This is a genomic window from Lentzea sp. NPDC004782 (assembly GCF_040609115.1).
Classification (GTDB): Bacteria; Actinomycetota; Actinomycetes; order Mycobacteriales; family Pseudonocardiaceae; genus Lentzea.
The window spans coordinates 57,174-82,602 of the sequence record NZ_JBEXJN010000023.1 but is presented as its reverse complement, the minus strand read 5'-3'; the positions used below and the strand labels follow the sequence as shown (position 1 = coordinate 82,602).

The following is a 25,429-nucleotide window of genomic DNA, read 5'->3' as shown; positions in this document are numbered from 1 at the left end:
AACACACACCCTCCCACACACCAACCTTTGGACATTCTACCCCGCCGTATCCACCCCACTTGGTCGCCCGAATGCGCCGTTCATCAAGCACTCGGCGCGCCGCGCGACGGCTCAGCCGAGCAGCGCGTCCACGAAGGCGGCGGGCTCGAACGGCGCCAGGTGGTCGGCGCCTTCACCGAGGCCGACCAGCTTCACCGGCACGCCGAGCTCGCGCTGCACCTGGAACACGATGCCGCCCTTGGCCGTGCCGTCCAGCTTGGTCAGCACGATCCCGGTGATGTCCACCTGTTCGGCGAACACCCGAGCCTGGGTCAGTCCGTTCTGACCGGTCGTGGCGTCCAGCACGAGCAGCACCTCGTCGACGACGGCCTGCTTCTCGACGACCCGCTTCACCTTGCCGAGCTCGTCCATCAGGCCGACCTTGGTGTGCAGGCGCCCGGCGGTGTCGATCAGCACCGTGTCCACGCCCGCGTCCATGCCGCGCTTGACCGCGTCGAACGCCACGGACGCCGGGTCGCCGCCCTCGGGCCCGCGCACGGTCTCCGCGCCGACGCGCTTGCCCCAGGTCTCCAGCTGGTCGGCGGCGGCGGCGCGGAACGTGTCCGCGGCGCCCAGCAGCACGGTGCGGCCGTCAGCGACGAGCACGCGCGCGAGCTTGCCGGTGGTGGTGGTCTTGCCGACGCCGTTGACGCCCACCACCAACACCACTGCGGGCTTGCCGGAGTGCGGCAGCGCCTTCAACGAGCGGTCCATCGAGGGGTGCAGCGCATCCACGAGCACCGACCGCAGCAGGGCCTGCGCCTCGGCCTCGGTGCGCACCGCGGAACCCGCGATCTTCGTGCGCAGCGTGTCGACGATCTCGGTGGTGGTGGCCGCGCCGAGGTCGGCGATCAGCAGCGTGTCCTCGACGTCCTGCCACGAGTCCTCGTCCAGGTCGCCGGCGCCCAGCAGGCCCAGCAGCGAGGAGCCGAACGCGTTGCGCGACTTCGACAGCTTGCCCCGCAGCCGCTCCAGGCGACCCGCGGTCGGTTCGATCTCCTCGACCTCGGACGCCGCTTCCGGCAGGTCGACCTCGACGAACCCGCGCTTCAGCGAGTCGCGCGGTTCGGCGGCGTCGTCGCCCACGCCCGGCTGACCGTCCACCTCCGGGCGATCGGCCACCGGGTGCTCGACCGGTTCCGGCTTGGCCGGGGCCAGGGAGATGCCCGACGCGGCCTCGTAGCCGCCGGAGCGCGGTGCCTCCTCCTTCTGGGTCAGGCTGATGCGGCGGCGACGCGTCAGCACCACGCCGGTCACCAGCGCGGCGATCAGCACGACCGCCACGACGACGAGGATCAGGACAAGGGAAGACGTCGACACGGGACTCATGGTTTCACAGGCCCGCATGTGACCCGCCAACCACATAGTGCTCAATTAGGCGAAGATTTCACCGAAGCACTTGCGTCCCGCCCGACGTGTGGAATAGACCACACGTCGTGAGGGTGATCGGACTGATTTCCGGCACGTCGATGGACGGCATCGACGTCGCCGTCGCCGACCTGTCGATCCGCGGCGACGTCGTCGAGCTCGTGCCGGTGCAGTGCGCCGAGCACCCGTTCCCGAAGGACCTGCTGTGCAAGCCGCGGGACCTCGCTGAAGTGTGCGCCTTCGACACGTCGCTCGGGCAGGCTTTCGGTGAAGTCGCCGCCGGTTACCTGCCGGCGGACCTGATCTCCTCGCTCGGCCAGACCGTCCACCACGAGGTCCAGGACGGCGACTGCCTGGGCACGCTGCAGCTCGGGCAGCCCGCGTGGATCGCCGAACGCACCGGCGTCCCCGTGGTCGCCGACCTGCGGGTCCGCGACGTCGCGGCCGGCGGTCAGGGCGCGCCGCTCGCGAGCACGCTCGACGCGTTGTGGCTGGCCGGCGAGAACACCGCGATCGCGCTCAACATCGGCGGCATCGCCAACATCACCGTCGTCAGACCGGGGACACCGCCGATCGCCTACGACACAGGGCCGGGCAACGCTCTGATGGACGCCGTCATGGAGGTCATCTCCAACGGCCGGAGACGCCAGGACACCAACGGCGAGTTCGCGCGCAGAGGCAGCGTGAGAGAAGACATCCTCAAGAAGCTGCTCGCCGACCCGTACTACTCGAAGCCCTGGCCCAAGTCGACGGGCAAGGAGCACTTCAACGCCGAGTACCTGCACGGGTTTCCGACGGTTCCGGCCGAGGACATGCTGCGCACGCTCGTCGAGGTGACGGCCCGCACCATCGCGGACGCGTGCCGCGCGCACGACGCGAGCACCGTCGTCGCGTCCGGCGGGGGCATGCGCAACCCGGTGCTCGTCGAGGCGCTCACGAAGGCGCTCGACCCGATCCCGCTCAGGATCAGCGACTCGCTCGGCCTGCCGCGCGACGGCAAGGAGGCCTACCTCGCGGCGCTGCTCGGATTCCTGACGTGGCACGGGGTTCCGGGCAACACGCCGTCCGCGACCGGTGCGTCCGGACCGCGGCTGCTCGGCAGCATCACACCGGGAAACGGGCCGCTGCGGCTGCCCGAACCCGTCACGGGTCCAGTGACCAAGCTGAAAGTGGGGGAACCGAAGTGGCTGGACTAGACCTGGCGATCATCGCGCTGTTCCTCGTCGGCATGCCGTTGCTCGGCACGTGGATCGGCGGCAGGCAGAAGTCGTCCACCGACTACTTCGTCAGCGAGAGCCGCATCTCGTGGTGGGTCGTCTGCCTGTCGGTGGTGTCCGCGGAGACGTCGACGCTGACCGTGCTGAGCGTGCCGGTGATCGCCTACGTGGCGACACCCGCGCAGGGCGGCATGACGTACCTGACGCTCGCGCTCGGCTACATCGTCGGCCGGATCGTCGTGAGCTTCGTGCTGCTGCCGAAGTACGTGGCCGGTGATCTCGTGACGGCGTACGCGTTCCTCGGCCAACGGTACGGCGACGGCATGCGCGCCACGGCGTCCGTCACGTTCCTCTTCACGCGCCTGCTCGCGGACGGCATCCGGCTCTTCGCCACGGCCATCCCGATCAAGCTCGTGCTCGTCCAGTACGGCATCACCGCGTCGTACTGGACGATCATCGTGGCGCTCGGCGTCGCGATGGTGTTCTACAGCTTCTTCGGCGGCGTGCGCGCGGTGGTGTGGGTCGACGCCATCCAGATGCTCTGGTACGTGGTCGGCGGCGTCGTGGTGATCTGGTGGCTCGCGGGCAAGCTTCCGGACGGCTGGTTCTCGAAGGCCGTCGACGCGAACAAGTTCCAGCTCTTCGACTTCACCTCGTCCCCGCTGACCGGCGCGTACCCGTTCGTGGCCGCGTTCTTCGGAGGCGCGCTGCTGTCGATGGCCTCGCACGGCGCGGACCAGCTGATCGTGCAGCGGCTGATGGCCACGCGGGACGTGAAGGCCGCGCAGAAGGCGTTGATCGCGTCCGGTGTGGTGGTGTTCCTGCAGTTCGCCTTCTTCTTGTTCATCGGCGTCATGCTGTGGGCGTTCTACAACGGCGTGGACCCGGTGAAGGGCCTGAAGCTCGGCAACAAGGACGAGCTGTTCGGCAACTTCATCGTGAGCGAGCTGCCGTCCGGCCTGTCCGGCTTCGTGATCGCCGGCATCCTCGCCGCCGCGCTGTCGTCGTCGTTGGGCGCCTTGGCCTCCAGCACGGTCACCGACGTGTACGAACGCGTCCGCAAGACACCGATGACCGACGACGAACGCCTGCGCCACGGCCGGGTCTGGACCCTGGTGTGGGCCGGGTTGCTGATCGTCTGCGCGGGTCTGTTCGCCTCCTCGAACAAGACCACGACTGATCCGATCGTGGTGCAGGCGCTCGGCATCGCCGGCTACACCTACGGCGCGCTGCTCGGGGCCTTCCTCCTCGGCCTCGTCTTCAAGCGCGTCACGCAGGCGGACGCGATCATCGCGTTCGTGACGACGGTGCTGGTCGTCGGTTTCGTGATCCTCGGGGTCAAGTTCAGCGGCAACACGCCGACGGTGAACTTCGGCAAGGCCACGAACGACCTGAAGTCGTTGACCGGGTGGTGGAACACGCCCCTGGGGGTGGCGGTCACCTTGCTGGTGGGCGGGTTGCTGTCACTGCGGCACTCACGCGGTGTGCCGGTAGGCGACGAGCTCGACGTGAAGGCGGAAGCCTAGGCGGGCGAACATGTGCTGCGACGACTCGTTGCCCGAGTAGATCGACGCGGCTGCTTGCGGTCGAGCCCCGTGCTCGGCCGCGAGCTTCCACAACAGCTCGGTGACGAGTGCGGCGCCCACGCCCTGACCGCGGACATCGGGTTCCACGGCCACGAAGTCGACGTAGTACTCCTCGGGTTGGGCCTTGCCCGCCGCGTACCCGATGACGCGTTCGCCGTCCATCGCGACGACGACCGTGCGGTTCTCCGGTTTGGATTCGACGAGCTGCTTGCCGGACAGGTAGGTCCGCGGAAAACATCGCTCGTGCAGCACGGCCACGGCTTCGTGCACGTGCTTGTCGGTGGGCAGGACGCGCATCTCGCGTTCGCTGGGGCACTTCGCGTCCCGCAGCAGCAACGCGCGCAGCTCCCCGTTGTCCAGTATGTGAATGGCGCTCGCCTTGCCGGCGCTGAAGCCGTGGCGTTCGGCGAACGCCGCCAGTCGCCGGTGGGCGGTGTGCCCGTACAACTCGAGGTCGGTGATGCCGGCGAGGAGCTCTGCGGCGTGCCGGAACATCGCGTCGGCGGTCTGGTCCCAGATGCGGCTGCCCGCCGGGTGGTTGACCGGTACGTCGACGAACGGTCCGTGCAGCCACGCGCGGCCCAGCTCGGGATCGATCTCCACGCTGAGCATGCCGGTGATGTTGTCGTCGGCGTCGACGGCCACCACCGTGCAGTCGGCCCAGCTGGGCTCGAACTCGGCGAGCTCCGCGCGGAGCTCTTCGACTGTCTCACCGAGGTAGCCGATGTGGTGCGCGTTGTCGGCCTGGAGCCGGACCAGCAGCGCCATCGTGGCGCCCAGGTCGCCAGGTTCGGCGAAACGGATGTCGTACATGGAAGGAATGGTTGCTCCCGCGGCGGTCGGACGCGAGGGAGTTTTCGGACGGGTAAAATGGCGCGGATGTCCTCCGTCCAGGAACTGCAAGACCTCGTGGCCGCCCACGGAGGTGACCTGGGACGAGCGGCGCGTGAACTCAGGGCACTCGTCAAGGCCCACACCGACCGCGACGGTGCGGACCACCCCCACACCCTCGCCGTCCGGCTGAACCTCGCCAGGGTGCTCGGCACGGCCTTGAAGCTCACCAAGGCCATCGCGGTCTGCGAGCCCCTGCTGCGCGACCAGGTCCGCGTCCTCGGCCCCGACCACGCCGACACCCTGGAGACCAGACAGCTCCTGGCCAATCTGCGCTACAGGACGGGTGACACCGAAGGTGCGGCCGGGGAGCTGGAGCAGCTGCTGGCGGCGCTGTCGCGCACGCTCATGCCCACCCACGACCGGATCACCGAGCTGAAGCGCGAGATCGCGTTCCTGAAGAGATGACACTCACACCGTCGGCGGACGCCACCCAGATTCGGGCTTGCAGGGCTGGTCAGGGTGGGGGACTCTTCTACGGTGAGTGAGGAAACGATCCAACTCGATCTCAACGAATCCGGGGTGGCCGTCGACCTGCCCTTGCCGACGAACAACCGGGACCAGGTCCAGGGCGTTCCGTACCGGCCGGTCGAATTCCGTGACGATGATCTGCCCACCGCACTCGAGCGCGCAGCCGCCTGGTTGCGCAAGACGCAGGAGTGGCTGGGCGAACCCGTGGACGTCATCGCAGTCCATCTCGACTACGACGACACCAAGGGCAACCCGTACTACGACCTCAAGCTGCTCTGCAACGACGAGGACCTCGCGGGTGTGCCGAGGGTCATCCGAGACAAGGAAGGCGCCGCTACCGGCCAGTAGCTTTTCCGGCTACCGTTCGGAGCATGTCGGATCGCGTATATCCCCCGGTGATCGCCGCAGCGAAGCTCATGTTCAAGCTGCTGGACCTGCGGATCACCGTGGAGGGGGCGCACCACGTCCCGCGCACGGGTGGAGCTGTGCTGGCGTCCAACCACGTCAGCTACCTCGACTTCATCTTCGCGGGCTACGGTGCGCGCCCTTCCGGACGCCTCACGCGATTCATGGCGAAGCACGAGATCTTCGCCAACAAGGTCGCAGGGCCGCTCATGCGCGGCATGCACCACATCCCCGTCGACCGGAGCGCGGGCCAGGCCTCCTTCCAGCAGGCCCTGTCCGCGCTCCGCACCGGCGAGCTGGTCGGGATCTTCCCCGAGGCCACCATCAGCCGCTCGTTCACGGTCAAGGACATCAAGTCCGGCGCGAACCGCCTGGCGCACGAGGCCGGCGTTCCGCTCATCCCGATGGCGCTGTGGGGCACCCAGCGACTGTGGACCAAGGGCAGGCCCAAGAACCTGACCCAGCGGCACGTGCCGATCACCATCCTCATCGGCGAGCCGTTCGAACCCTCCCCCGGCGACTCCGGTGACGCGTTGCTGCGCAAGCGGATGCAGGACCTCCTCGACACCGCGCAGGCCGGCTACCCGAACGAACCGGGCGCCTGGTGGGTTCCCGCGCACCTCGGCGGCAGTGCACCGACGCCGGAAGAGGCGGCGGCGCTGGACACGCGCGGCGACTGACAAACCGGCTCTGACCTGCGATCCAAGGTTTTTACAAGCTCGGTCGGGCAGAGTGGTCCGTGCGCGCCTGAAGTGGTGAGGTTGAACTGGGGGACTTCACCCCTTCAGGCGCCGGGTTGCGTCTGCCCGGTGGACACGGGGGACCTCCCTCCTCTGAGAGGAAGGTCACCGAGCACGGCGCTGCCCGAGGTAGAGGCCGCGGTCGGGGTTGGTCTTAGCCCCCCAGGCACCGCTCCGACCGCCCCTCTCAGGCCTCGACCGTCTCCTGCTCGGCGTCCGTCGGCTCTTCCACGGGCTTCGCCGACTCCTCACCACGGGTGCGCAGCCGCTGCGAGATCACCTGCGAGATGCCGTCACCGCGCATCGAGACGCCGTACAGGGCGTCCGCGATCTCCATGGTCGGCTTCTGGTGCGTGATGATCAGCAGCTGCGACCGGTCCCGCAGCTGCTGGAACAGGCCGATCAGCCGGTGCAGGTTCGTGTCGTCCAGCGCCGCCTCGACCTCGTCCATCACGTAGAACGGTGAGGGGCGGGCGCGGAAGATCGCGACCAGCATGGCGACGGCGGCCAGCGACTTCTCGCCACCGGAGAGCAGCGACAGGCGCTTGACCTTCTTGCCTGGCGGGCGGGCCTCCAGCTCGATGCCGGTGGTCAGCATGTCCTCGGGCTCGGTCAGCACCAGCCGGCCCTCGCCGCCGGGGAACAGGACCTTGAAGACGATCTCGAACTCGCGCGCCACGTCCTCGTAGGCCGACGTGAAGACCTCAAGGATCTTGTCGTCGACCTCCTTCACGACCGTGAGCAGGTCGCGGCGGGTGTCCTTGATGTCCTCCAGCTGGGTGGAGAGGAACTTGTAGCGCTCCTCCAGCGCCGCGAACTCCTCCAGCGCCAGCGGGTTGACCTTGCCCAGCAACGACAGGTCGCGCTCGGCCCGCTTGGCGCGCCGTTGCTGCGTGTCCCGGTCGTACGGCATGGGCTGCGGCTCGGAGACCTGCTCGCCGCGTTCCTTGGCGGCCTGGTACTCCGCCATCTCACCGGCCGACGGCGGCACCGGCTGGTCGGGACCGTACTCGTTGACGAGGTCGTCGAGGCCGATGCCGAAGTCCTCGGCGATCTTGGTCTCGAGCTGCTCGATGCGCAGGCGCTGTTCGGCGCGCAGGACCTCGTCGCGGTGCACGGCGTCGACGAGCTTCTCCAGCTCACCGGACATCTCGCGCACCAGGTTGCGCACCTGGGTCAGCAGCAGCTCGTGCTGCTGACGGCGTTCCTGGGCCTGGTCGCGCTCACGGGCGGCGCGGGCCAGCGAGATCTCGATGCGTTCCAGCGCCTGCTCGCCGCCGCGCACGACGGCCTTCGCGACCTGGGCACCGCGCGCACGGTGGGCCGTCGCACGGGCGTGGCGTTCGCGGGCCTCGCGCTCGGCGCGCGCGGCTCGGCGAAGACCGTCTGCCTTGCCCTGCAACGCACGTGCGCGCTCCTCGGCCGTGCGCTGCACCAGCCGGGCGTCCATCTCGGCCTGACGTGCCTGGGCGAGCTCGGCGGCCAACTGGTCGCGCTGCTCGGTGTCCGGCTCGTCGTCGAGGGTCTGCTCCTCCTCGGCCATCAGCAGCCGCTCCTCGAGCTCGCCCAGCTTCAGCAGGGCTTCCTCGCGGGACTGCTCGACCTTGGCGCGCTGCTCGGCGATCCGGGTGACCTCGGCCTCGGCGGACCGCACGGCGGCGGCCATCCGGTTCAGCCGCTCACCGGAGCGGGCCTGGCGGACCTTGGCCTCCTGCATGGCCTCCTTGACCGCGTCGAGCACCTTGCGGCGGGCCTGCTGCTCGGCACGGGCGCCTTCCAGCGCGGCCGACGCGTGCTCCAGCGCGCGTTCGGCCGTGGCGAGGGCTTCCTGCGCCTCGTCGACGGCGGCCTGCACCTCGATGACGCTCTGGCCCTGGGCGCCGGAACCACCGATCGCCCAGTCCGTGCCGAAGATGTCACCGTCACGGGTCACGGCCCTGACGTTCAGCCGCGCCGCGGTGTCCAGGTCCTCGACCACCGCGAGGCGATCGAGCGCACGGGCCAGCGCCGGGCGCAACGCCTCCGGCGCGTGCACGACGTCGATCGCCCACCGTGCGCCGTAAGGCAGCTGACCCCACTGTGAGGTGTCCACAGTGGACCCGTGGGAGCCGATCAGCACGCCCGCGCGTCCGGCGTCCTTCTCCTTCAACAGCTTCAGGGCGGCCAGCGCGCCGTCGCCGGACGAGACCGCGACGGCGTCGGCGATCGGGCCGAGCGCGGCGGCCAGCGCCACCTCGTAGCCCGGTTCGACGGTCAGCAGCGCCGCGACGGAACCCAGCAGGCCGGGCACGTCCGACGCGAGCAGCGCGCCCGCGCCGTCCTTGCGGGTCAGGCCGAGCGACAGGGCGTCGACGCGCGCACGCCACGACGCGATGTCGCGTTCCGCGGTGCGTTCGGCCTTCACCAGTTCCTCGACGCGCTGCCGCGCCGCGTCGTGCGCCTGCACGGCTTGGCGGTGGCGTTCGTCGAGGCCGTGGTCGTCCTCGTCCTCGGTGCCGGTGATCTCGCGTGCCTCGGCCAGTTCCATCGACGCGAGCTCGACGCGTTCGGTGGCCTCGGCGAGCGTGCCGGAAAGTCGTTCGATCTCCTCGGCGGTCGCGTTCGTCTTGCTGCGCAACGCTTCCACCTGACCGGAGAGCCGCGCGAGGCCCTCACGACGGTCGGCGATCGCGCGCACGGCGGCGATGTGCGCCTTCTCCGCCTGCGACACCATGCGCTCCAGCTCGGACCGCGTCTCCACGGCCTCCGCGAGCGCGATGCGCGCCTCGGTCACGCCCTCCTGGAGCTCCAGCTCCATCGCGGCGGTCTCCTCGGCCTCGCGTTCGAGGTCGTCCGGGTCGCGGCCCCTGCTGGGTGCGTCCAGCTCGGCGGACAGGTGCCGCGCGCGTTCGGCGGCGAGGCGAACGGTGCCGCGGAGGCGTTCCTCCAAAGCGGACAGCCGGTACCAGGTGTCCTGCGCGGCCTGCAGCTTCGGCGAGTCGGCCGCGACGCGCTCCTCCAGCTCGTTCTGCTGGTACTGCGCGGCCTGCAACGACTTCTCGACCTCGGCGCGGCGCTCGCGGGCCTTCGCCTCGTCGTGCTCCTCCTGCGCGATGGCTTCCCGTTGCGTCACGAGGTCATCGGCGAGCAGGCGGAGCTTCGAGTCCCGCAGCTCGGACTGCACGACCTGCGCCCGGCGCGCGATCTCGGCCTGCTTGCCCAGCGGCTTGAGCTGGCGGCGCAGTTCGGCGGTGAGGTCGGTGAGGCGCGTCAGGTTGGCCTGCATCGCCTCCAGCTTGCGCAGCGCCTTTTCCTTGCGCTTGCGGTGCTTCAGGACGCCGGCGGCCTCTTCGACGAACGCGCGCCGTTCCTCCGGTTTGGACTCGAGGATCGCGGCGAGCTGGCCCTGACCGACGATCACGTGCATCTCGCGGCCGATGCCGGAGTCCGACAGCAGCTCCTGGATGTCCATCAGGCGGCACGAGTTGCCGTTGATCTCGTACTCGGTGGCGCCCTCGCGGAACATGCGGCGGGTGATCGACACCTCGGTGTACTCGATCGGCAGCACGCCGTCGGAGTTGTCGATCGTCAGCGTCACCTCGGCGCGGCCGAGCGGCGCGCGACCGGACGTGCCGGCGAAGATGACGTCCTCCATCTTGCCGCCGCGCAGGTCCTTGGCGCCCTGCGTGCCCATCACCCAGCGCAGCGCGTCGAGCACGTTGGACTTGCCGGACCCGTTGGGGCCGACCACACAGGTGATGCCGGGCTCGAAGCGCAGCGTGGTAGCCGAGGCGAAGGACTTGAAGCCCTTCAGCGTCAGGCTCTTGAGATGCACGCCGGGCAGAGTACCCAAACGCTTGCGAGGGATGCGTTAGGCAGGCCGTGACCTGCGCGTCCAAGTGTTGTGACCTGTACGGGCGAGGCCAGGAACTTGGATGAAGGGCTCTTTGCTCCACCTGGTGTGGGTCAAGGGCGCCTTCATCCACGTCACCACGCGTCTGGCGAGGCCTGATCACACGGTGCACGGCAGTGCGGCGGATCCGACCGGGATGAACGTCGGCGACCACCACACTAGGGACGGAGAGTAACCAGGGGTCCACTTTCGTCCGACACTTCCAGGTGATCGATCTGGTCGAGCCGGAACGACGTGGAACCGGGGATCTCCTCGTAGGCGGCGTGCGACGAGCCCCACCAGCCGCCGATCTCCCGCCGCCCCTGGCGGTCGAACACCATGACCTTGCAGCGGGCCCCCGGCTTGACGTTGTCGAACCTGAACCGCATCTCGGTGCCCCACGACCTCGTCATCATGGAGACGCTCGCCTCGACTCCGGTCTTCTGGTCCTGGGCTGCCCACGTCGGCGCAGGTGGGAGCATCAGGAACAGCACCCCACCGGCCAGCGCGAGGACGACCAGGACAGCCGCGCAGAGGATCAGCACGCGCCGCTGGCGGTTCGGCTCGGGCGGGCACTCGGGGATCTCGTCCAGGTTCTCGACGTCCTCCAGGCTCAGCCGCCCGAGCAGGCCCGGCAGCGGGGCCAGCCGCAGCATCTCGGCCTGGCAGGCGGCACAGCCAGACAGGTGGCGTTCGAACGCGGACCGCTCCTTGAGGTCGAGCGATCCGAAGAGGTAGGCGCCGACGTCGACGGTGTGCTGGCAGCTCACGCCTCGGTCACCCCTCTCTCCTCCAGTGCGTCGCGCAGCGCCCGCAGTGCGTAGAAGCAGCGCGACTTGACCGTGCCCGGCGGGACGCCGAGCGTGGTGGCGGCCTCCGCGACGGTGCGGCGGCGGTAGTACAGCTCGATGACGACCGTCCGGTGCTCAGGCGTGAGCGCCCGCAGCGCCGACGCGATCTGCCACGTCTGCAGCACGTGTTCGACCTGGTCGCTGACCGGCGGCAGGTCCACCGGTTCGAGCGGCACCTCGGTCGCCCGTGCGTTGCGGCGGCGGTAACCGGAGATCACCAGGTTGCGGGCGACCGTGTAGAGCCACGGTGCCGCGTCGTCCGGGTTCAGCTCGTCGTAGTGCCGCCACGCGCGCAACAAGGTCTCCTGCACGACGTCCTCCGCCTGCTGGAAGTCGCCATCGACCAGCCGCAGCACGTAGTGCAGCAACGGGCCTCGCCAGCGGTCGTAGAGCTGGATGAGGACGTCTTCGGCGGAGTCCACGCTCCCTTACTACGCCACTTCCTCCGGAACGGTTCAGCGCTCCACGAACCCGGTCAGATCGCCCCGCGCGTCCGACCACTGCTCACCGACGGATTCGACGTGACCCGGGGTTTCACCCGAACGGAGAGCCTTCAGCAATTGTTCACACTTTTGGCGGGGTCCCTCGGCAACCACCTCGACCCGTCCGTCGGGCCGGTTGGAAGCGCTGCCCACCAGGCCCAGTTCTAGTGCCCTGGCTCGCGTCCACCAGCGGAAACCAACGCCCTGAACCTGTCCTCGCACCCACGCGTTTAGTCGCACGTCCACCCCCGAATGGTTGCGTAGTCACCCAAGGTGATCGAAGACGCACTCGGGGTTTATCACCCATTAGTGGTACCGTGCCGAGCCGTGAGTGCCCGCAGCCTCTTAATCGGCCTGCTGATCGGTGCAACCGGCGTCGGCGGCCTCGCCGTCACCGGCAACTCCCCTCTCGGCATCAGCTTCACCACCGCCGCGCAGCAGGAGACCACCGACGCGGCGAACCAGTTCGGCACAGGCAACGCGGCCGCACCCAACAGACAGACTTCCTCCCGCCACACCGGTGTCGGCACTCCCACGGCGTCGTCGTCCTCGTCCGCTCCCACCACCTCGTCGACGACGGACACCGCCTCCTCCACTTCTTCTTCGTCAGCGGCTCCCACCACCACGACGACTCCCGAAGCGCCGAAGCCGCCCGCCGATCCACCGAAGCCACCCACGGGCCAGACCCCTGAGCAGGCCGTCCTGGAGCTCGTGAACGACCAGCGCGCCGCGAAGGGCTGCAAGGCCCTCGTGATCGACGACCGCATCACGACCGCCGCGCAGGCCCACAGCACGGACATGGCCACCAACAACTACTTCTCGCACTCGTCGAAGGAAGGCAGGACCTTCGACCAGCGCATGAAGGACGCGGGCTACCCGAAGCCCGGCGGCGAGAACATCGCGATGGGCTACCCGACGGCCGCCGCGGTGATGGACGGCTGGATGAAGTCCCAGGGCCACCGGGAGAACATCCTGAACTGCAGTTTCATGACCATGGGCGTCGGCCTCGACACCCGCGGCAACTACTGGACCCAAGACTTCGGCTACTGACGGTTGAGCAGGGGAAACTTCGTGTACGAGAGCCCGGAACCGGACTCGCGCAGGCGCTTTCGCGGTGCACCGCAGATGATCCTCGCCGCGTCCGGTGTCGTTCTGGCCACCGTCTTCGCCGCCGTCGCCTCACTGGCGGCAGGCTCGGACAACGCCTCAGAAACCCCCACGACACAGCCACCCCGCAAGGAGGCCGTGCGCGACGCGTTGAGCATCGTGCCGACGTCCTCGCCCACTTCTTCTTCGGTCGAACTGACCTCGTCGCCCTCTCCTTCTGAGACCACGACGTCGACCACGACGTCAGCGAAGAAGAACCCGCGCGTCACCACCATCACGCGTCCTGACGGCACCACGACGACCGTCACGACCGATGACCCGCCGCCGGTCGTCACGTCGGCCACCACGACGACAACCACGACCACGACGACCACAACTACGACGACGACCACCACGACGACGAACCCCGCATCAACGAATCCGACGTCCTAGGGTTACGCCAGTCACCGGCAAGTGACGCAGAGCTACACGAAGGTGTGGCGTCGCTGAGGCTTTGGTGCGTTTCCGCCGATAACTCGAACGCAAGTCCATCCGACCGGGTTTCCCACGAGGAGATGGGTGTGTTCGAGGAAGATCATCCGCAGTCACCAACCGACGCCGCGCCGCCGAAGAAGCGCGCGGGTACGGCCGTCATGCTGGCTGCGGGCGGCGTAGTGGTGGCGACCCTGTTCGCGACGGTCGCGTCCATGCTCGCCGCGTCCGGCCACGAGGCCACCCCGGAACGCACGGCAGCGGACGTCGTGCAGACCATCACCAGCGTGGCGCCGGACGGCAGCACCAGCACGGTCGTCGTGACGGTGTCGTCGAGCGCCACCAAGTCCTCCGCCGCGCCGGAGCGCAAACAGGCCGCGCGCCCGAACGAGCAGCCCAAGCCGGGCGCTTCGGAGCAGCCGCCGCAGCTGACGACGAACCCGGCCACGCCCTCGCAGTCGCAGAGCAACCCGCCGACGTCGTGGACCGAACCGCCGGCGTCCACCTCTTCTTCTTCGTCGTCCTCGACGACCACGCCGCCGTCGTCGTCCTCGTCGTCCAGCTCCGCCGCCCCGAAGCCCTAAGGCTCGAACCGGTAGCCCATTCCGGGCTCGGTCAGCAGGTGCCGCGGCCGCGCCGGTTCGGGCTCCAGCTTCCGCCGCAGCTGCGCCAGGTAGACCCGCAGGTAGTGCGTCTCCTTCTCGTACGCGGGCCCCCAGACGTCCCGCAGCAGCTGTTTCTGCGCGACGAGCTTCCCCGCGTTGCGCGCCAGCACCTCCAGCAACCCCCACTCGGTGGGCGTGAGGTGCACCTCGGCGTCGTCCTTCAGCACCCGCTTGGCCGCCAGGTCCACCGTGAACGAGGCCGTCCGCACGACGGGTTCGTCCTCCGGGCCTGCGACGGCCGAGCGGCGGACGGCGGCGCGCAGCCGGGCAAGCAGCTCGTCCATGCCGAACGGTTTCGTCACGTAGTCGTCGGCGCCGGCGTCCAGGGCGTCGACCTTGTCGGCCGAGTCGGTGCGGGCGGACAGGACGATGATCGGCAGTGTGGTCCAGCCGCGCAGGCCCGCGATGACGTCCGTGCCGTCCATGTCCGGCAGACCCAGGTCGAGGACGACGACGTCGGGTTTGCCGTCGGCGGCCAGACGAAGGGCCGTGGCGCCGTCATGCGCCGTGAGCACCTCGTAACCCCTGGCCGAGAGGTTGATCCGCAGTGCGCGCACGATCTGCGGTTCGTCGTCGACCACCAGTACTTTCGTCACGAATCCCTCTCATCGGCCCGGAGCGAGATCACCACGGTGAGGCCACCACCGGGCGTGTCCTCCATGCTGATCGTGCCTCCCATCGCCTCGGTGAAGCCCTTCGCCACGCTCAGACCGAGACCAACGCCACCCGGCGTGCGGTCGCCGAGGCGCTGGAACGGGGCGAACACCTGGTCCGCAGCGCCGCGAGGCAGGCCGCGGCCGTGGTCGACGACGCGCAGCTCCACGTCGTCACCGTGCGCGGACGCCCGCAGCGCCACGGCACCGGCATAACGCAGTGCGTTGCCGACGACGTTCGCGATCACCCGTTCGAGGAGCCCGACGTCGGCCCGCACCGGCGGCAGCGACTCCGGGACGTCGACCTCGATGTCCCCGGTCAAGCCGCTCAGCGCCCGTGCCACGGCCTCGTAGTAGCCGACGGCGCGGAACTGCGGCTCCACCGCGCCCGTGGCGAGGCGGGACGAGTCGAGCAGGTTGTCGACCAGGCCGGTGAGGCGGTCCGCGGACTCCTCGACGGTTTCCAGCAACTCGGCCGTGTCCTGCGCCGAGAGCGTGAGATCCGGGTCGCGCAACGCCCCCACGGACGCCTTGATCGAGGTCAGCGGCGTGCGGAGGTCGTGGCCGACGGCGGAGAGCAACGCCGTGCGCAGTTCGGTGCGCGACGCCTGCCGTTGCGCTTCGAGCGCCTGCTCGGCCATGCGCTGCTGCCGAAGCGCGAGCAGGGCCTGACCGGCGGCCGCCTCCAGGACGCGGCGGTCGGACGCGGGCAGCGACCGGCCCCGCAACGCCAGGTGCACGTCCGGGGTCACCGCGATGTCGATGTCCGCCTCGTCCGGTTCGTCGCACGGATTCGCGCCGACGCACGCCACCCGTTCCCAGCCGCCGTCGACGCGTTCCAGCAGCGCGACGGACGTCAGGCCGAAGTTCTCCTTCACCTTTTCCAGCAACCGTGCGAGGGGGAACGGGTTCGTCAGCACGGTGCGCGCGTACGACGCGAGGAGCGTGGCCTCGGTGCGTGCGCGCGCTGCCTGCGTGGCGCGGCGGGCGGCGTAGTCCACCACCAACGCCGTGGAGACCCCCACGACGATCATCGCGAAGAACGTGAGCACGTTCTGCTGCGCGTCGATCGTGAACGTGTAGAAGGGCTCGGTGAAGAAGAAGTTCAGCAGCAACGCGCTGACCAGCGCCGCCGTGATCGCCGGGCCCAGTCCGCCGACTATCGCGACCACGAGCGTGACCAGCAGGTACCCGATGACGTTCGTGGAGAAGTTCAGGCTGACCCGCATCGACGCACCGGCCGCCGTCACCAGCGCGGGACCCGCGATCGCGAGGAACCAGCCCCACGCCAGCCTGCTCGGCCTGAGCGGGCTGCCCGCGAACCGCGCGCGCCAACCGCTGCTCGTGGCCGGGTGCGTGACCATGTGGACGTCGATCGCACCGGACTCCTGCACCACCGTGGAGCCGATACCGGCGGAGAACACGCGCGCGAACCGTGAACGGCGTGATGTGCCGACCACGAGCTGAGTGGCGTTCACACCCCGCGAGAACTCCAGCAGCGCCGTCGGCACGTCATCGCCGACGACCGTGTGGAACGTGGCACCGACGTCTTCCGTGAGCTTGCGGAACTTCGTCAACGAGTGCGGATCGGCGCCTGCGAGGCCATCGCCCCTGAGCACGTGCACGACGAGAAGGTCGCCACCCGCGCGCGTGGCGATGCGGCGCGCGCGTCGGATGAGCACCTCGCTCTCCTGGCCGCCGGTGATGGCGACGACGACGCGTTCGCGGGCCTCCCACGTGTCGGTGATCTGCTGTTCGGCCCGGTAGCGCATGAGGGCGACGTCGACCTGGTCGGCGACCCAGAGCAGCGCGAGCTCGCGGAGCGCGGTGAGGTTGCCGACGCGGAAGTAGTTGCCCAGCGCGGCGTCGATCTTGTGCGCCGCGTAGACGTCGCCGTGGGCGAGGCGCCGGCGCAGCGCTTCGGGTGTGAGGTCGACGAGCTGCATCTGGTCGGCCCTGCGCACGACCTCGTCCGGCACGGTCTCCTGCTGCGAAATGCCCGTTATGCGTTGAACGACGTCGTTGAGCGATTCCAGGTGCTGGACGTTGACGGTGGAGAGCACGTCAATCCCGGCTTCGAGGAGTTCCTCGACGTCCTGCCACCTCTTGGCATTACGTGATCCCGGCGCGTTCGTGTGGGCGAGTTCGTCGACGACGGCGATCTCGGGCGCGCGGGCCAGCACGGCGTCGACGTCCATCTCGGTGAGTTCGACGCCGCGGTGCACGGCGTGCCTGCGCGGCACGATTTCCAGACCCTCGACCAGTTCGGCCGTCTTGGCCCGGCCGTGGGTCTCCACAAATCCGATGACCACATCTGTGCCGCGTTCCCGCCGCCGGTGCGCCTCACCGAGCATGGAGAACGTCTTGCCGACACCGGGAGCGGCTCCGAAGAAGATCCGAAGCTCACCACGCCTGGGTTTCGCACTCACCGGACCAGTCTGCCTCTGGCCCCGCATGGGCCGTTCGGCGGTACGCACTGCGCCGCCCGGCGACACACGTGCTCCTTCCCACATCTTTGGCCACAGATCTGTCTTGTTGAATCATGCTTCAGCACGGCGCCCGTTCGAGTGAGCCCGGCTGCGCTTTTTACGCCGTTTACCAGCACATTTAAGTGTGCTGGACGCGCGCGGTGACACCCCGCGTCACCACAACGGCCGAATGGGTTATCGGCAGTTGGCGGATAGCGCGCAGAGCGTGAATGAGGGAAAGTGCCAGGGTTCGTGTCCGAATTCGGACAATCACATGCGCGCGGAGAAACGATGCCCACCACCGTCACCAACCACGAGGCTCTTCAACTCGTGGTGGCCGTGCACCGGCTGGTGCGAAGTCTTCGACAGGCCGCTCCGGCCCGTCGTTTGCAACCCACCCAGTTATTGGTGCTGTCAGAACTGAGCGCCCACGGCCCGATGCGGATCGGCGAGATCGCGGTGCGCGCGCTGTGTTCGCAGCCGACCGCGACAACCGTCGTGACCAGCCTCGAGTCCACCGGCCTAGTGCGCAGAGAGCCCGACGCGGCCGACGGCAGAGCCACGATTGTCGTGCTCACCGAGGTCGGCCGCGAGACCGTGCTGTCGATGGCTCACGGCGAGGCCGAACTATTGAGTGAAAGAATGTCCGAACTTTCGCCGGAAGACAGAGACCTCCTGCGTTCGGCCATGCCGGTATTGCGCCACCTGGCGGAGCCGCAGGAAAACAAGTAGGAGCGGGACCCCCGACCGGTCCCGCTCCTGGGCATTACTTGCTGGGTGACACGGAAGTAGGTGACACCGAGCTCGAAGGTGCGCTTCCAGAACTCGACGACGGCGTACTCGATGACGGAGCGGACATGCTCGGTGTCACCGTGTAACATGTGCCGTTTTCGTAGTCGATCTTCGGCCGTGGATACCTGTTAGCCGGAATCATCGGTTCGGGATCGCTCCCACCGCACCCGTAGTAGTGACGTGGCGCGTTGATGGGATTGCCGTGCTGGTCGTACAACAGCACGTTGGTGAGCAACTTGCCGTTCTCGTCGTAGGCGTAGATGTTCTCGTAGCTCTCCGTCACCGGCGCCGGGTACGACTGCCGTGACGTGTTGTAGGCGAGGTTGTTCGCCGTCGCGTCGACGACCTGGAACAGCAACCCGACCGCCAGCGCGGACGCCGGCAGGCTGAACCACAGCCACCGCCGGTCGACCTTGGCACGCGGCCCGGCGTACACCGACACCACGGCGATCGCGGCGACGAACAGGAACCCGAGGATGTCGCGGCCGGCGAGCAACACGGCCCCGAGCCCGAGCAGACCGGCCCGCACCAACCACCACGCGGGCTGCAGCGACCTGAAGTAGGTCAACGCCCGTTCCGCCGGCGTGCCCGCCTCCGGCGTCAGCCACTGCTGGATCTTGCGCGTCTCCGGCAGCGCCATGATCTCCTGCTGCGCCGGCCCCCGGTCGTGCACGAGCGCCAGGCTCAGCACCAGCACCACCCCGGGAAGCAGCAGAATGCCCGGCTCTCGCAGCGCCGCCGCCCCGGCGAGCAACGTGATCCCGGTGGCGATCGCCAACCCCCACGCCGCCGCACGAGGCCTGGTCAGCAGTTTGCCCTTGGTGGTGACCGGCAGCCGCTCGGTCCGCGGCGGATACCCGGCCGCCTGCCGCAGCTCCTGCGCGTACTGCTCAGGCGGCCCGAGCCGCTGCTCCAGCGTCTCGTTCTCCCCGAGCTCGGTCGACAGCTCCGCGACGTGCGCGCTGACGTCCTCCATGATCTCGGCGACCTCGCTGGGCGGCAGGTCGTCGAGGGCCGCGCGCATCCCTGCCAGGTAGTACTCGACCCCGAGTGCCTGCGTGTTCATGCTGCGACCTCCCCGAGCAGGCCGTCCAGCGTGCTGGCGAACGACCTCCACGTCTCCCTCGACTCAGCCAGGCGCACCCGCCCGGTCTCGTTGATGCTGTAGTACTTGCGGTGCGGCCCCTCTTCACTCGGCACCACGTACGAGGTCAGCATCCCCGCGTTGTAGAGCCGACGCAGCGTGCCGTACACCGACGCGTCACCCACGTCGTTCAAACCCCCGGCGCGCAGTCTGCGCACCACGTCGTACCCGTATCCGTCGTCCTTGCGCAGAACCGCAAGGACAGCCAGATCCAGCACCCCTTTGAGCAGCTGACTGGTGTCCATGGCCCCTCCCGCCCGCTCTTGCGCGGTGAACACTACTACGCACTGCGCAGTACTGTCTAACGCGTTGTTGCATCGCGATCTCGACAGGCATGGCAACGGGGTCGACTACAGGACGTGCGGGCTTGGACGCAGGTTGTCAGCTCGCGCAGCCGGATGCGCCGGTCGGCTCGCCGAACTTCACGGCCCCGAGCGTGATCTTGGTCTTCGGGTCGGGCCTGCTACCGGGAGAGGCCGACTGGGTCACCACGACCCAGTTCCGGTCGACGAGCTGCTGCCGGTGCTTGCCGGTCGCGTCCTCGGAACCGAGCAGGTAGAAGCCTGCGGCCTGCAGCGTGTCCTGCGCCTTCTGCAGATCCAGGCACACGACGTTCGGCACCGTGCCCTTGACGGGCGGTTCCTGACTGGTGGACGGGTCGGTCGGCTTGCGCACTTTCAGCACGACCTGCGAGCCGCTGGCCGCCTCGGCGTCGGCTCCCGGCGACTGCGAGACGACGACCCAGTTCGACGGTTCGAGGATCGGCCTCTTCTGGCCGGTCGCGTCCTCCTCCGTCACCCGGTAACCGCGTGCCGACAGGAGGTTCCGCGCCTCGCTGAGCCGCAGGTCAGCCACCTTCGGCACCCTCGGCACACCAGAGCTCGGCGAAGTGGGGGGCTGGTTGGGACCGACAGGCACACCGCCCGTGCAGCCGGCGAGAGCGAGCAGCAGGAGGGCGATGAGGGTCTTCATCAGGCGCTCAGAGCCGTGGCCTGGGCTGGCAGCGCGGGCAGGAGTACGAGGACCGGTTCATGAACGGCTCCCGGACGATCGCCGTCCCGCACCGCTTGCACGGCCGGTTCTCCTGACCGTAAGCGCTGAGCGACCGGTCGAAGTACCCGGACTGCCCGTTGACGTTGACGTAGAGGGCGTCGAACGACGTCCCGCCCTGGCCGAGCGCCTCACGCATCACGTCGGTGGCGTGGTCCAGCAGCTCGGCGGCCTTCGCTTTGGTGAGCTTGTCCGTCATCCGGGTGCCGTGCAGCTTCGCGCGCCAGAGGGCCTCGTCGGCGTAGATGTTGCCGATTCCGGACACCAGCGTCTGGTCCAGCAGCGCTCGTTTGATCTCGGTGTGACGCAGGCGCAACGCGCGCACGGCAGCATCACGGGAGAAGAGAGGGTCCATCGGGTCGCGGGCGATGTGCGCGACCGAGTCGGGGACCAGGGTGCCGTCGACCTCGACCAGTTCGGCGAGAGCCAGGCCGCCGAAGGTTCGTTGGTCGACAAAGCGCAGCTCCGGGCCGCCGTCGGCGAACCGGAACCGCACACGAAGGTGTTTCTCGTCCGGCGCGTCTGCCGGCTGGACGAGCATTTGGCCGCTCATGCCCAGGTGGGCCAGCATGGCGGCTTTGTCGGCCAGTTCCACCCAGAGGTACTTGCCGCGGCGCCTGGCTGCGGCCATCGGCTGGCCTGCCAGGCGCGCGCAGAAGTCCGCGGAACCCAGGTCGTGCCGGCGAATGGCGCGTGGGTGCAGCACCTCTACCGAGGAGATGACCCGGCCGGCAACGTGGGCTTCGAGGCCGAGGCGAACCACCTCGACCTCTGGGAGTTCGGGCACGTCAGTCTTCGGACTTGCCCTCGTCGACGGGCTGCGCCTCGATCACGGCGGCCTGCGGCTTGGTGGGCTTGAGCACCCACACGCCCGCGCGGCTCGTGTCCCTGACCAGCACAAGTCCCTGGATGCCTCCGCTGCGGGAGGTGTTCACCGGGCCGCGAGCGGAGCGCGTGCGGCGGTTGGTGCGGTACCTGGTCGCATACATTGCGTTCTCAGTCTTCCTCGGATGGGAGGGTCCCTGGCGTCACCGAGGCGCCGTTCTGTCCGTTTGCGGATTGGGCTGACTCCTGCTCAGCCTTGACCCGCTCCGACAGAACATGATAAGCCGCTTCAGCGGCTTTCTGCTCGGCTTCCTTCTTGGTGCGCCCATCACCCTTGCCGTAGGGCTGGCCACCGACGAGCACCGTGGCGGTGAACTCCTTGCGGTGGTCCGGCCCCTGGTCGTCCACGCGATATTCCGGGACGCCGAGACTGGCTTGAGCGGTGAGCTCCTGCAGGCTTGTCTTCCAGTCCAGTCCAGCACCCAAAAGCGGAGCCTTGGCCAAGAGTGGATCGAACAGCCGGTGAACGAACGTTCGTGCGGTATCGATACCGAACTGCAGGTACACCGCACCGATGACGGCTTCGAGGCCGTCGGCGAGGATGCTCGCCTTGTCCCTGCCGCCGGTCAGCTCTTCGCCGCGACCGAGCAGCAGGTGTGCACCGAGCCCGCCTTCTCCCAGGTCACGCGCTACGCCCGCCAGAGCGTGCATGTTCACCACGCTGGCGCGGAGCTTCGCGAGCTGACCCTCTGGAAGGTCGGGATGGGTGCGGTAGAGGTGGTCGGTGACGACCAGCCCGAGCACGGCGTCTCCCAGGAACTCGAGACGCTCGTTCGGCGGCAGACCGCCGTTCTCGTACGCGTAAGACCGGTGGGTGAGCGCAAGCCCGAGCAGCTCGGCGTCCAACTCGACGCCGAGCGCTTCGGACAAAGTCGCGCGGTCAGCTTGCGGAGCGCGCGGCGGCTTTCCCCCCACTACGTAACCGAGGAGATCAGGCCGGCTGAGCGACCTGGCGGCCAGCGTACTGACCACAGGCCGGGCAGGCGACGTGCTGCGGCTTCGGCTGACGGCAAGCCTTGTTGGAGCACGCCACCAGGTGCACGGCAGACGTCTTCCACTGGGAACGGCGCGCACGGGTGTTGGCGCGCGACATCTTCCGCTTCGGGACGGCCACGACTACTTCTCCTCGTTGTTGTCATCGCTGAACCGCTCTTGCAACGCGGCCCAACGAGGGTCAATCGTCTCATGCCCGTGGTCGGGCCCGAGCTCCACCCACCTGCCGCCGCACTCGGAGCAAAGCCCCTTGCAGTCCGGCTCGCAGAGCGGCACCTGCGGCAGCGCGAGGACGATGGCGTCCCGCACCACAGGCTCGAGGTCGATCAGATCGTTCTCGATCCGGCTGACCTCGTCTTCATCAGTGGTCTCGTCCGTGGTGCTGTCCGGCCACGCGTACAGCTCCGTGATCCGGACCTCGACCTCGTCGGCGAGCGGCTCGAGACACCTCGAGCACTCCCCTTCGACCTTGGCGAACGCGGTCCCCGACACGAGCACGCCCTCCACGACCGACTCGGTCAGGAGATCGAGCTCAACCTCTCCGCCTTCCGGCACCGCGATCACGCCGAGCAACCCCACACCTGCCGCGGGAACCGACCGGACGAAGGGTCGGCTCGACCCGGCGCGACGGCCGAGGTCCCTGGTGTCGATGACCCAGGGCCCTGATGCTGTGGGACGCGTGGACGCGTGACGATGCTCAGTCATGATCAGATTGGTTGCCGGCGGGGACCTACCACGTCCAGCCGGTCCAGGGTACGGGACGACGCCCCCACGCGTGAAATCGGCAGGTGATCGCACCTGCCCGAGGTAGCGCGAATCACACTCCCAGCCGCTCTCCCCCGCTGTTCGAGCGCCACGCGGGGCCCCTGCGTCCTCTCCTGGAGTACGAAAGCTCCCCGCGTACTGCTCGCAAACACGAAAGGGTGAGGGGCTAGGCGCCGTAGTCGAAGGGGGCGGCGGCACCCGCGACGGCCGGCCCGCGCAGGTGCGAGCGGCCCTTGCCGACCGACCTGAGCGTGTGCGCGAGGAGGTCCTCGAAGTCCGCGAGCTTGCCGTCCACGTACGCGTCGCACTCCGACCGCAGCCGGATGGCCTCGTTCTGCGCGGCGTCGAGGATGCGCGCGGCCTCGGCGTGCGCGGCCCGGACGACCTCCTGCTCGTTGACGAGCCTGGCCTGCTCGGCGCGGCCGTCCTCGGTGGCGCGCTCGTAGTTGGCGCGACCGGCCTGGATCATCCGCTCCGCCTCGGCGTGCGAACGGCCGACCAGCTCGTCGTACTCCTGCCGACCGGCGGCGACGGTGCGCTCGGCCTGGTCCTCGGCCTCGGCGATCATCCGCTCGGCACGCGCCCGCGCGTCGGAGAGCATCGCCTCCGCCTCGGCCTGCGCCTCCGCGAGCATGCGCTCGGCGTCGGCCCGCGCCTTGGACACACCGGCCTCTGCCTCGTGCTTGGCCTTGCCGACCAGCTCGTCCTTGTGGTCGAGCACGTCCTGCGCGTCGTCGAGCTCCGCGGGGATCGCGTCGCGCACGTCGTCGAGCAGTTCGAGCACATCACCGCGCGGCACGACGCACCCCGAGGTCATCGGAACTCCGCGCGCTTCCTCGACGATCGTGACGAGCTCGTCGAGTGCCTCGAACACCCGGTACACGTCTCACTCCCTAACCGCTGTGGCTCCCACCCACAAGTGTGCCCTGCGGATCTCCCCGAAAGAGGGAGATCGGCAGGGCGTGTCAGGATTTGCCGTGACCATCACGATCCGACGGGCGACCGCGGCCGATGTCGACCCGATCGTGGCAATGCTCGCCGACGACCCGCTGGGCGCCGCGCGCGAGAAGCCCGGCGACCCCGCCTACCTCAAGGCGTTCGAGGTGATCGACGCCGACCCGCACCAGCTCCTGGCGGTGGCCGAACTCGACGGCGAGGTCGTGGGCACCCTGCAGCTCACGTTCACGTCCGGCCTGTCACGGCTCGGCATGACCCGCGCGACCGTGGAGGCCGTGCGCGTGCGTTCCGACCAGCGCGGCGCCGGTATCGGCGAACGCCTGATGAGGTGGGCGATCGACGAGGCGCGCGCACGCGGTTGCGGTCTGGTGCAGCTGACGACGGACGCGTCACGCGTGGACGCGCACCGGTTCTACGAGCGGCTCGGGTTCACCGCGTCGCACGTGGGGATGAAGCTGCCGCTCTAACGGGTCTCGGCGAGGCGCTGCTGCAGCCGCTGCTCGATGGTCGCGGGCAGCAGCGTCGACACGTCGCCGCCGTACGTCGCAACCTCCTTGACCAGCGAGGACGCCAGGAACGAGTACGCGGGCGTGGCCGGCATGAACAGCGTGTCGACCCCGGTGAGCTGGTGGTTCATCTGCGCCATCTGCAGCTCGTAGTCGTAGTCGGTGACCGCGCGCAGGCCCTTCACGATGGCCTTGATCTCGTTCTCGCGGCAGTAGTCGACCAACAGACCGTGCCACGAGTCCACGCGCACGTTCGGCCACGGCTGCGTGACCTCGCGGAGCATCTCGAGCCGCTCTTCGACGGAGAACAGCGTGCGCTTGGTCTTGTTGATGAGCACGGCGACGACGACCTCGTCGAAGAGATGCGCCGCTCTCCCGATGATGTCCAGGTGACCGTTGGTTACCGGGTCGTAGGAGCCGGGCGTCACGGCACGCGTCATGAGGCGGACGTTAGCACCCGATCGGACGCCTCCAGGCGTGTCCGTGGTTCTCGTCACCCATCAGAACGCACTTGCCCCCAATACACCGCCGTGTCGCCATATCGCTTGGCACGCAAGGGTTCTACTCCGTCCGGCCACACTGGTTCGTTGCTCCGCGAAGCACGTTCGACCACCAGCACCGCGTCAGGGGCCAATCTGTGCCGGAGGCCGTGCAGCACCTTCTCCAGCTCGTCGTCCGTCACCGCGTAGGGCGGATCCGCGAACACGACGTCGAACTTCTCGCCTTCGGTTGTGGCGTACGCCTCAGCCGTGCGGTTCGCGATCATCACGCCCGCGAAGCCGAGATCCTTCGCGTTGGACTTGAGGACCTCGGCCGCCCGCCGGTCCGACTCCACGAACGTCGCGTGCCCGGCACCCCGGCTGAGCGCCTCGAACCCGAGCGCCCCCGACCCCGCGTACAGGTCGAGCACGCGCGCGCCGTCGAGGTCCATCATCGACTCGAGAGAGCTGAACAGCGCCTCCCGCACCCGCTCGGACGTGGGCCTCGTGCCCTTCGGCGGCACCTTGAGCCTGCGACCTCCCGCGGTCCCGGCAACGATTCGTGTCACCGCG

At 68.8% G+C, this 25,429-nt stretch carries 29 protein-coding genes; 9 read left to right on the top strand and 20 right to left on the bottom strand.

The window, feature by feature from the left end; genetic code table 11:
- Positions 1 to 111 precede the first annotated feature (111 nt).
- Entirely contained in the window at positions 112 to 1,368 is a 1,257-nt protein-coding gene (gene ftsY, locus ABZV40_RS22150) for a signal recognition particle-docking protein FtsY (RefSeq protein WP_355444452.1), read from the bottom strand.
- A gap of 113 nt (positions 1,369 to 1,481) precedes the next feature.
- On the opposite strand from ftsY, the gene ABZV40_RS22145 reads away from it, so the two are divergent.
- Complete coding sequence (locus tag ABZV40_RS22145) at positions 1,482 to 2,603, top strand: anhydro-N-acetylmuramic acid kinase (protein WP_355444645.1); 1,122 nt, start codon at positions 1,482 to 1,484, stop codon at positions 2,601 to 2,603.
- Entirely contained in the window at positions 2,591 to 4,150 is a 1,560-nt protein-coding gene (locus ABZV40_RS22140) for a sodium:solute symporter (RefSeq protein ID WP_355444449.1), read from the top strand. The genes ABZV40_RS22145 and ABZV40_RS22140 overlap by 13 nt, the downstream gene beginning before the upstream one ends.
- On the opposite strand, the gene ABZV40_RS22135 is transcribed toward ABZV40_RS22140, so the two are convergent.
- Positions 4,100 to 5,023: a GNAT family N-acetyltransferase gene (locus tag ABZV40_RS22135; RefSeq protein ID WP_355444446.1), complete on the bottom strand. Its 924-nt coding sequence runs from the start codon at positions 5,021 to 5,023 to the stop codon at positions 4,100 to 4,102. The two genes, ABZV40_RS22140 and ABZV40_RS22135, sit on opposite strands and share 51 nt — an antisense overlap.
- A 66-nt stretch (positions 5,024 to 5,089) precedes the next feature.
- Between ABZV40_RS22135 and ABZV40_RS22130 the strand changes: the two genes are divergently transcribed.
- The 3 genes from ABZV40_RS22130 to ABZV40_RS22120 all read left to right on the top strand — a co-directional run bounded on the left by ABZV40_RS22130 (position 5,090) and on the right by ABZV40_RS22120 (position 6,657).
- A complete protein-coding gene (locus tag ABZV40_RS22130) occupies positions 5,090 to 5,509 on the top strand; it encodes a tetratricopeptide repeat protein (RefSeq protein WP_355444443.1) in 420 nt (139 codons plus the stop codon).
- Between the two features lie 72 nt (positions 5,510 to 5,581).
- Positions 5,582 to 5,920, top strand: a complete 339-nt coding sequence (locus tag ABZV40_RS22125; protein WP_355444440.1) for a hypothetical protein — start codon at positions 5,582 to 5,584, stop codon at positions 5,918 to 5,920.
- 23 nt (positions 5,921 to 5,943) lie between these two features.
- On the top strand, positions 5,944 to 6,657 hold the full coding sequence (locus ABZV40_RS22120) for a lysophospholipid acyltransferase family protein (RefSeq protein ID WP_355444437.1): 714 nt from the start codon (positions 5,944 to 5,946) through the stop codon (positions 6,655 to 6,657).
- 247 nt (positions 6,658 to 6,904) lie between these two features.
- Here ABZV40_RS22120 and smc read toward each other — a convergent pair whose 3' ends face one another.
- The 4 genes from smc to ABZV40_RS22100 form a co-directional block, all read right to left on the bottom strand.
- A complete protein-coding gene (gene smc, locus ABZV40_RS22115; RefSeq protein ID WP_355444434.1) occupies positions 6,905 to 10,531 on the bottom strand; it encodes a chromosome segregation protein SMC in 3,627 nt (1,208 codons plus the stop codon).
- Between the two features lie 236 nt (positions 10,532 to 10,767).
- The gene (locus tag ABZV40_RS22110; RefSeq protein ID WP_355444432.1) at positions 10,768 to 11,358 is read right to left on the bottom strand and encodes a zf-HC2 domain-containing protein; all 591 of its coding nucleotides are present in this window, start codon (positions 11,356 to 11,358) and stop codon (positions 10,768 to 10,770) included.
- Positions 11,355 to 11,861, bottom strand: a complete 507-nt coding sequence (locus tag ABZV40_RS22105) for a sigma-70 family RNA polymerase sigma factor (RefSeq protein WP_355444429.1) — start codon at positions 11,859 to 11,861, stop codon at positions 11,355 to 11,357. The genes ABZV40_RS22110 and ABZV40_RS22105 overlap by 4 nt, the downstream gene beginning before the upstream one ends.
- Before the next feature lie 33 nt (positions 11,862 to 11,894).
- Positions 11,895 to 12,167, bottom strand: a complete 273-nt coding sequence (locus ABZV40_RS22100; protein ID WP_355444426.1) for an acylphosphatase — start codon at positions 12,165 to 12,167, stop codon at positions 11,895 to 11,897.
- A gap of 81 nt (positions 12,168 to 12,248) precedes the next feature.
- Here ABZV40_RS22100 and ABZV40_RS22095 point away from each other — a divergent pair, with 81 nt between their 5' ends.
- Positions 12,249 to 12,971: a CAP domain-containing protein gene (locus ABZV40_RS22095; RefSeq protein ID WP_355444423.1), complete on the top strand. Its 723-nt coding sequence runs from the start codon at positions 12,249 to 12,251 to the stop codon at positions 12,969 to 12,971.
- Here ABZV40_RS22095 and ABZV40_RS22090 read toward each other — a convergent pair.
- Positions 12,965 to 13,423, bottom strand: coding sequence for a hypothetical protein (locus ABZV40_RS22090; RefSeq protein ID WP_355444420.1), 459 nt, complete (start codon positions 13,421 to 13,423; stop codon positions 12,965 to 12,967). The two genes, ABZV40_RS22095 and ABZV40_RS22090, sit on opposite strands and share 7 nt — an antisense overlap.
- 165 nt (positions 13,424 to 13,588) lie before the next feature.
- On the opposite strand from ABZV40_RS22090, the gene ABZV40_RS22085 reads away from it, so the two are divergent.
- Entirely contained in the window at positions 13,589 to 14,083 is a 495-nt protein-coding gene (locus ABZV40_RS22085; RefSeq protein ID WP_355444417.1) for a hypothetical protein, read from the top strand.
- Here ABZV40_RS22085 and ABZV40_RS22080 read toward each other — a convergent pair.
- The gene (locus ABZV40_RS22080) at positions 14,080 to 14,760 is read right to left on the bottom strand and encodes a response regulator (RefSeq protein ID WP_355444414.1); all 681 of its coding nucleotides are present in this window, start codon (positions 14,758 to 14,760) and stop codon (positions 14,080 to 14,082) included. The genes ABZV40_RS22085 and ABZV40_RS22080 overlap by 4 nt on opposite strands.
- On the bottom strand, positions 14,757 to 17,273 hold the full coding sequence (locus tag ABZV40_RS22075) for a sensor histidine kinase KdpD (RefSeq protein WP_355444411.1): 2,517 nt from the start codon (positions 17,271 to 17,273) through the stop codon (positions 14,757 to 14,759). Before ABZV40_RS22075 ends, ABZV40_RS22080 begins: the two co-directional genes overlap by 4 nt.
- Positions 17,274 to 17,576: 303 nt before the next feature.
- Between ABZV40_RS22075 and ABZV40_RS22070 the strand changes: the two genes are divergently transcribed.
- The gene (locus ABZV40_RS22070; RefSeq protein WP_355444408.1) at positions 17,577 to 18,017 is read left to right on the top strand and encodes a MarR family transcriptional regulator; all 441 of its coding nucleotides are present in this window, start codon (positions 17,577 to 17,579) and stop codon (positions 18,015 to 18,017) included.
- A 34-nt stretch (positions 18,018 to 18,051) separates the two neighbouring features.
- Here the strand turns inward: ABZV40_RS22070 and ABZV40_RS22065 are convergent, their stop codons facing one another.
- The 9 genes from ABZV40_RS22065 to ABZV40_RS22025 form a co-directional block, all read right to left on the bottom strand.
- Complete coding sequence (locus ABZV40_RS22065; protein ID WP_355444405.1) at positions 18,052 to 19,143, bottom strand: hypothetical protein; 1,092 nt, start codon at positions 19,141 to 19,143, stop codon at positions 18,052 to 18,054.
- Entirely contained in the window at positions 19,140 to 19,466 is a 327-nt protein-coding gene (locus ABZV40_RS22060) for a PadR family transcriptional regulator (protein ID WP_355444402.1), read from the bottom strand. Before ABZV40_RS22060 ends, ABZV40_RS22065 begins: the two co-directional genes overlap by 4 nt.
- Positions 19,467 to 19,602: 136 nt before the next feature.
- A complete protein-coding gene (locus tag ABZV40_RS22055) occupies positions 19,603 to 20,076 on the bottom strand; it encodes a PASTA domain-containing protein (protein ID WP_355444399.1) in 474 nt (157 codons plus the stop codon).
- Between the two features lie 124 nt (positions 20,077 to 20,200).
- On the bottom strand, positions 20,201 to 21,058 hold the full coding sequence (mutM, locus tag ABZV40_RS22050; RefSeq protein ID WP_355444396.1) for a bifunctional DNA-formamidopyrimidine glycosylase/DNA-(apurinic or apyrimidinic site) lyase: 858 nt from the start codon (positions 21,056 to 21,058) through the stop codon (positions 20,201 to 20,203).
- A gap of 1 nt (position 21,059) precedes the next feature.
- Positions 21,060 to 21,260 (bottom strand): hypothetical protein, encoded by a 201-nt coding sequence (locus ABZV40_RS22045; RefSeq protein ID WP_112261918.1) that lies wholly within the window; start codon positions 21,258 to 21,260, stop codon positions 21,060 to 21,062.
- Positions 21,261 to 21,267: 7 nt separating this feature from the next.
- Complete coding sequence (gene rnc / locus ABZV40_RS22040) at positions 21,268 to 22,071, bottom strand: ribonuclease III (RefSeq protein WP_355444393.1); 804 nt, start codon at positions 22,069 to 22,071, stop codon at positions 21,268 to 21,270.
- A gap of 16 nt (positions 22,072 to 22,087) precedes the next feature.
- The gene (gene rpmF, locus ABZV40_RS22035) at positions 22,088 to 22,270 is read right to left on the bottom strand and encodes a 50S ribosomal protein L32 (protein ID WP_189256656.1); all 183 of its coding nucleotides are present in this window, start codon (positions 22,268 to 22,270) and stop codon (positions 22,088 to 22,090) included.
- 2 nt (positions 22,271 to 22,272) lie between these two features.
- Positions 22,273 to 22,854, bottom strand: a complete 582-nt coding sequence (locus tag ABZV40_RS22030) for a YceD family protein (protein WP_355444390.1) — start codon at positions 22,852 to 22,854, stop codon at positions 22,273 to 22,275.
- Between the two features lie 226 nt (positions 22,855 to 23,080).
- A complete protein-coding gene (locus ABZV40_RS22025) occupies positions 23,081 to 23,797 on the bottom strand; it encodes a DivIVA domain-containing protein (RefSeq protein ID WP_355444387.1) in 717 nt (238 codons plus the stop codon).
- 100 nt (positions 23,798 to 23,897) lie between these two features.
- Between ABZV40_RS22025 and ABZV40_RS22020 the strand changes: the two genes are divergently transcribed.
- Complete coding sequence (locus tag ABZV40_RS22020; RefSeq protein ID WP_355444642.1) at positions 23,898 to 24,338, top strand: GNAT family N-acetyltransferase; 441 nt, start codon at positions 23,898 to 23,900, stop codon at positions 24,336 to 24,338.
- Here the strand turns inward: ABZV40_RS22020 and coaD are convergent.
- Together coaD and rsmD are read right to left on the bottom strand one after the other, a co-directional pair.
- Positions 24,335 to 24,817, bottom strand: a complete 483-nt coding sequence (coaD, locus tag ABZV40_RS22015; RefSeq protein ID WP_355444384.1) for a pantetheine-phosphate adenylyltransferase — start codon at positions 24,815 to 24,817, stop codon at positions 24,335 to 24,337. The genes ABZV40_RS22020 and coaD overlap by 4 nt on opposite strands.
- A gap of 53 nt (positions 24,818 to 24,870) precedes the next feature.
- Positions 24,871 to 25,425: a 16S rRNA (guanine(966)-N(2))-methyltransferase RsmD gene (gene rsmD, locus ABZV40_RS22010; protein ID WP_355444382.1), complete on the bottom strand. Its 555-nt coding sequence runs from the start codon at positions 25,423 to 25,425 to the stop codon at positions 24,871 to 24,873.
- Positions 25,426 to 25,429 lie beyond the last annotated feature (4 nt).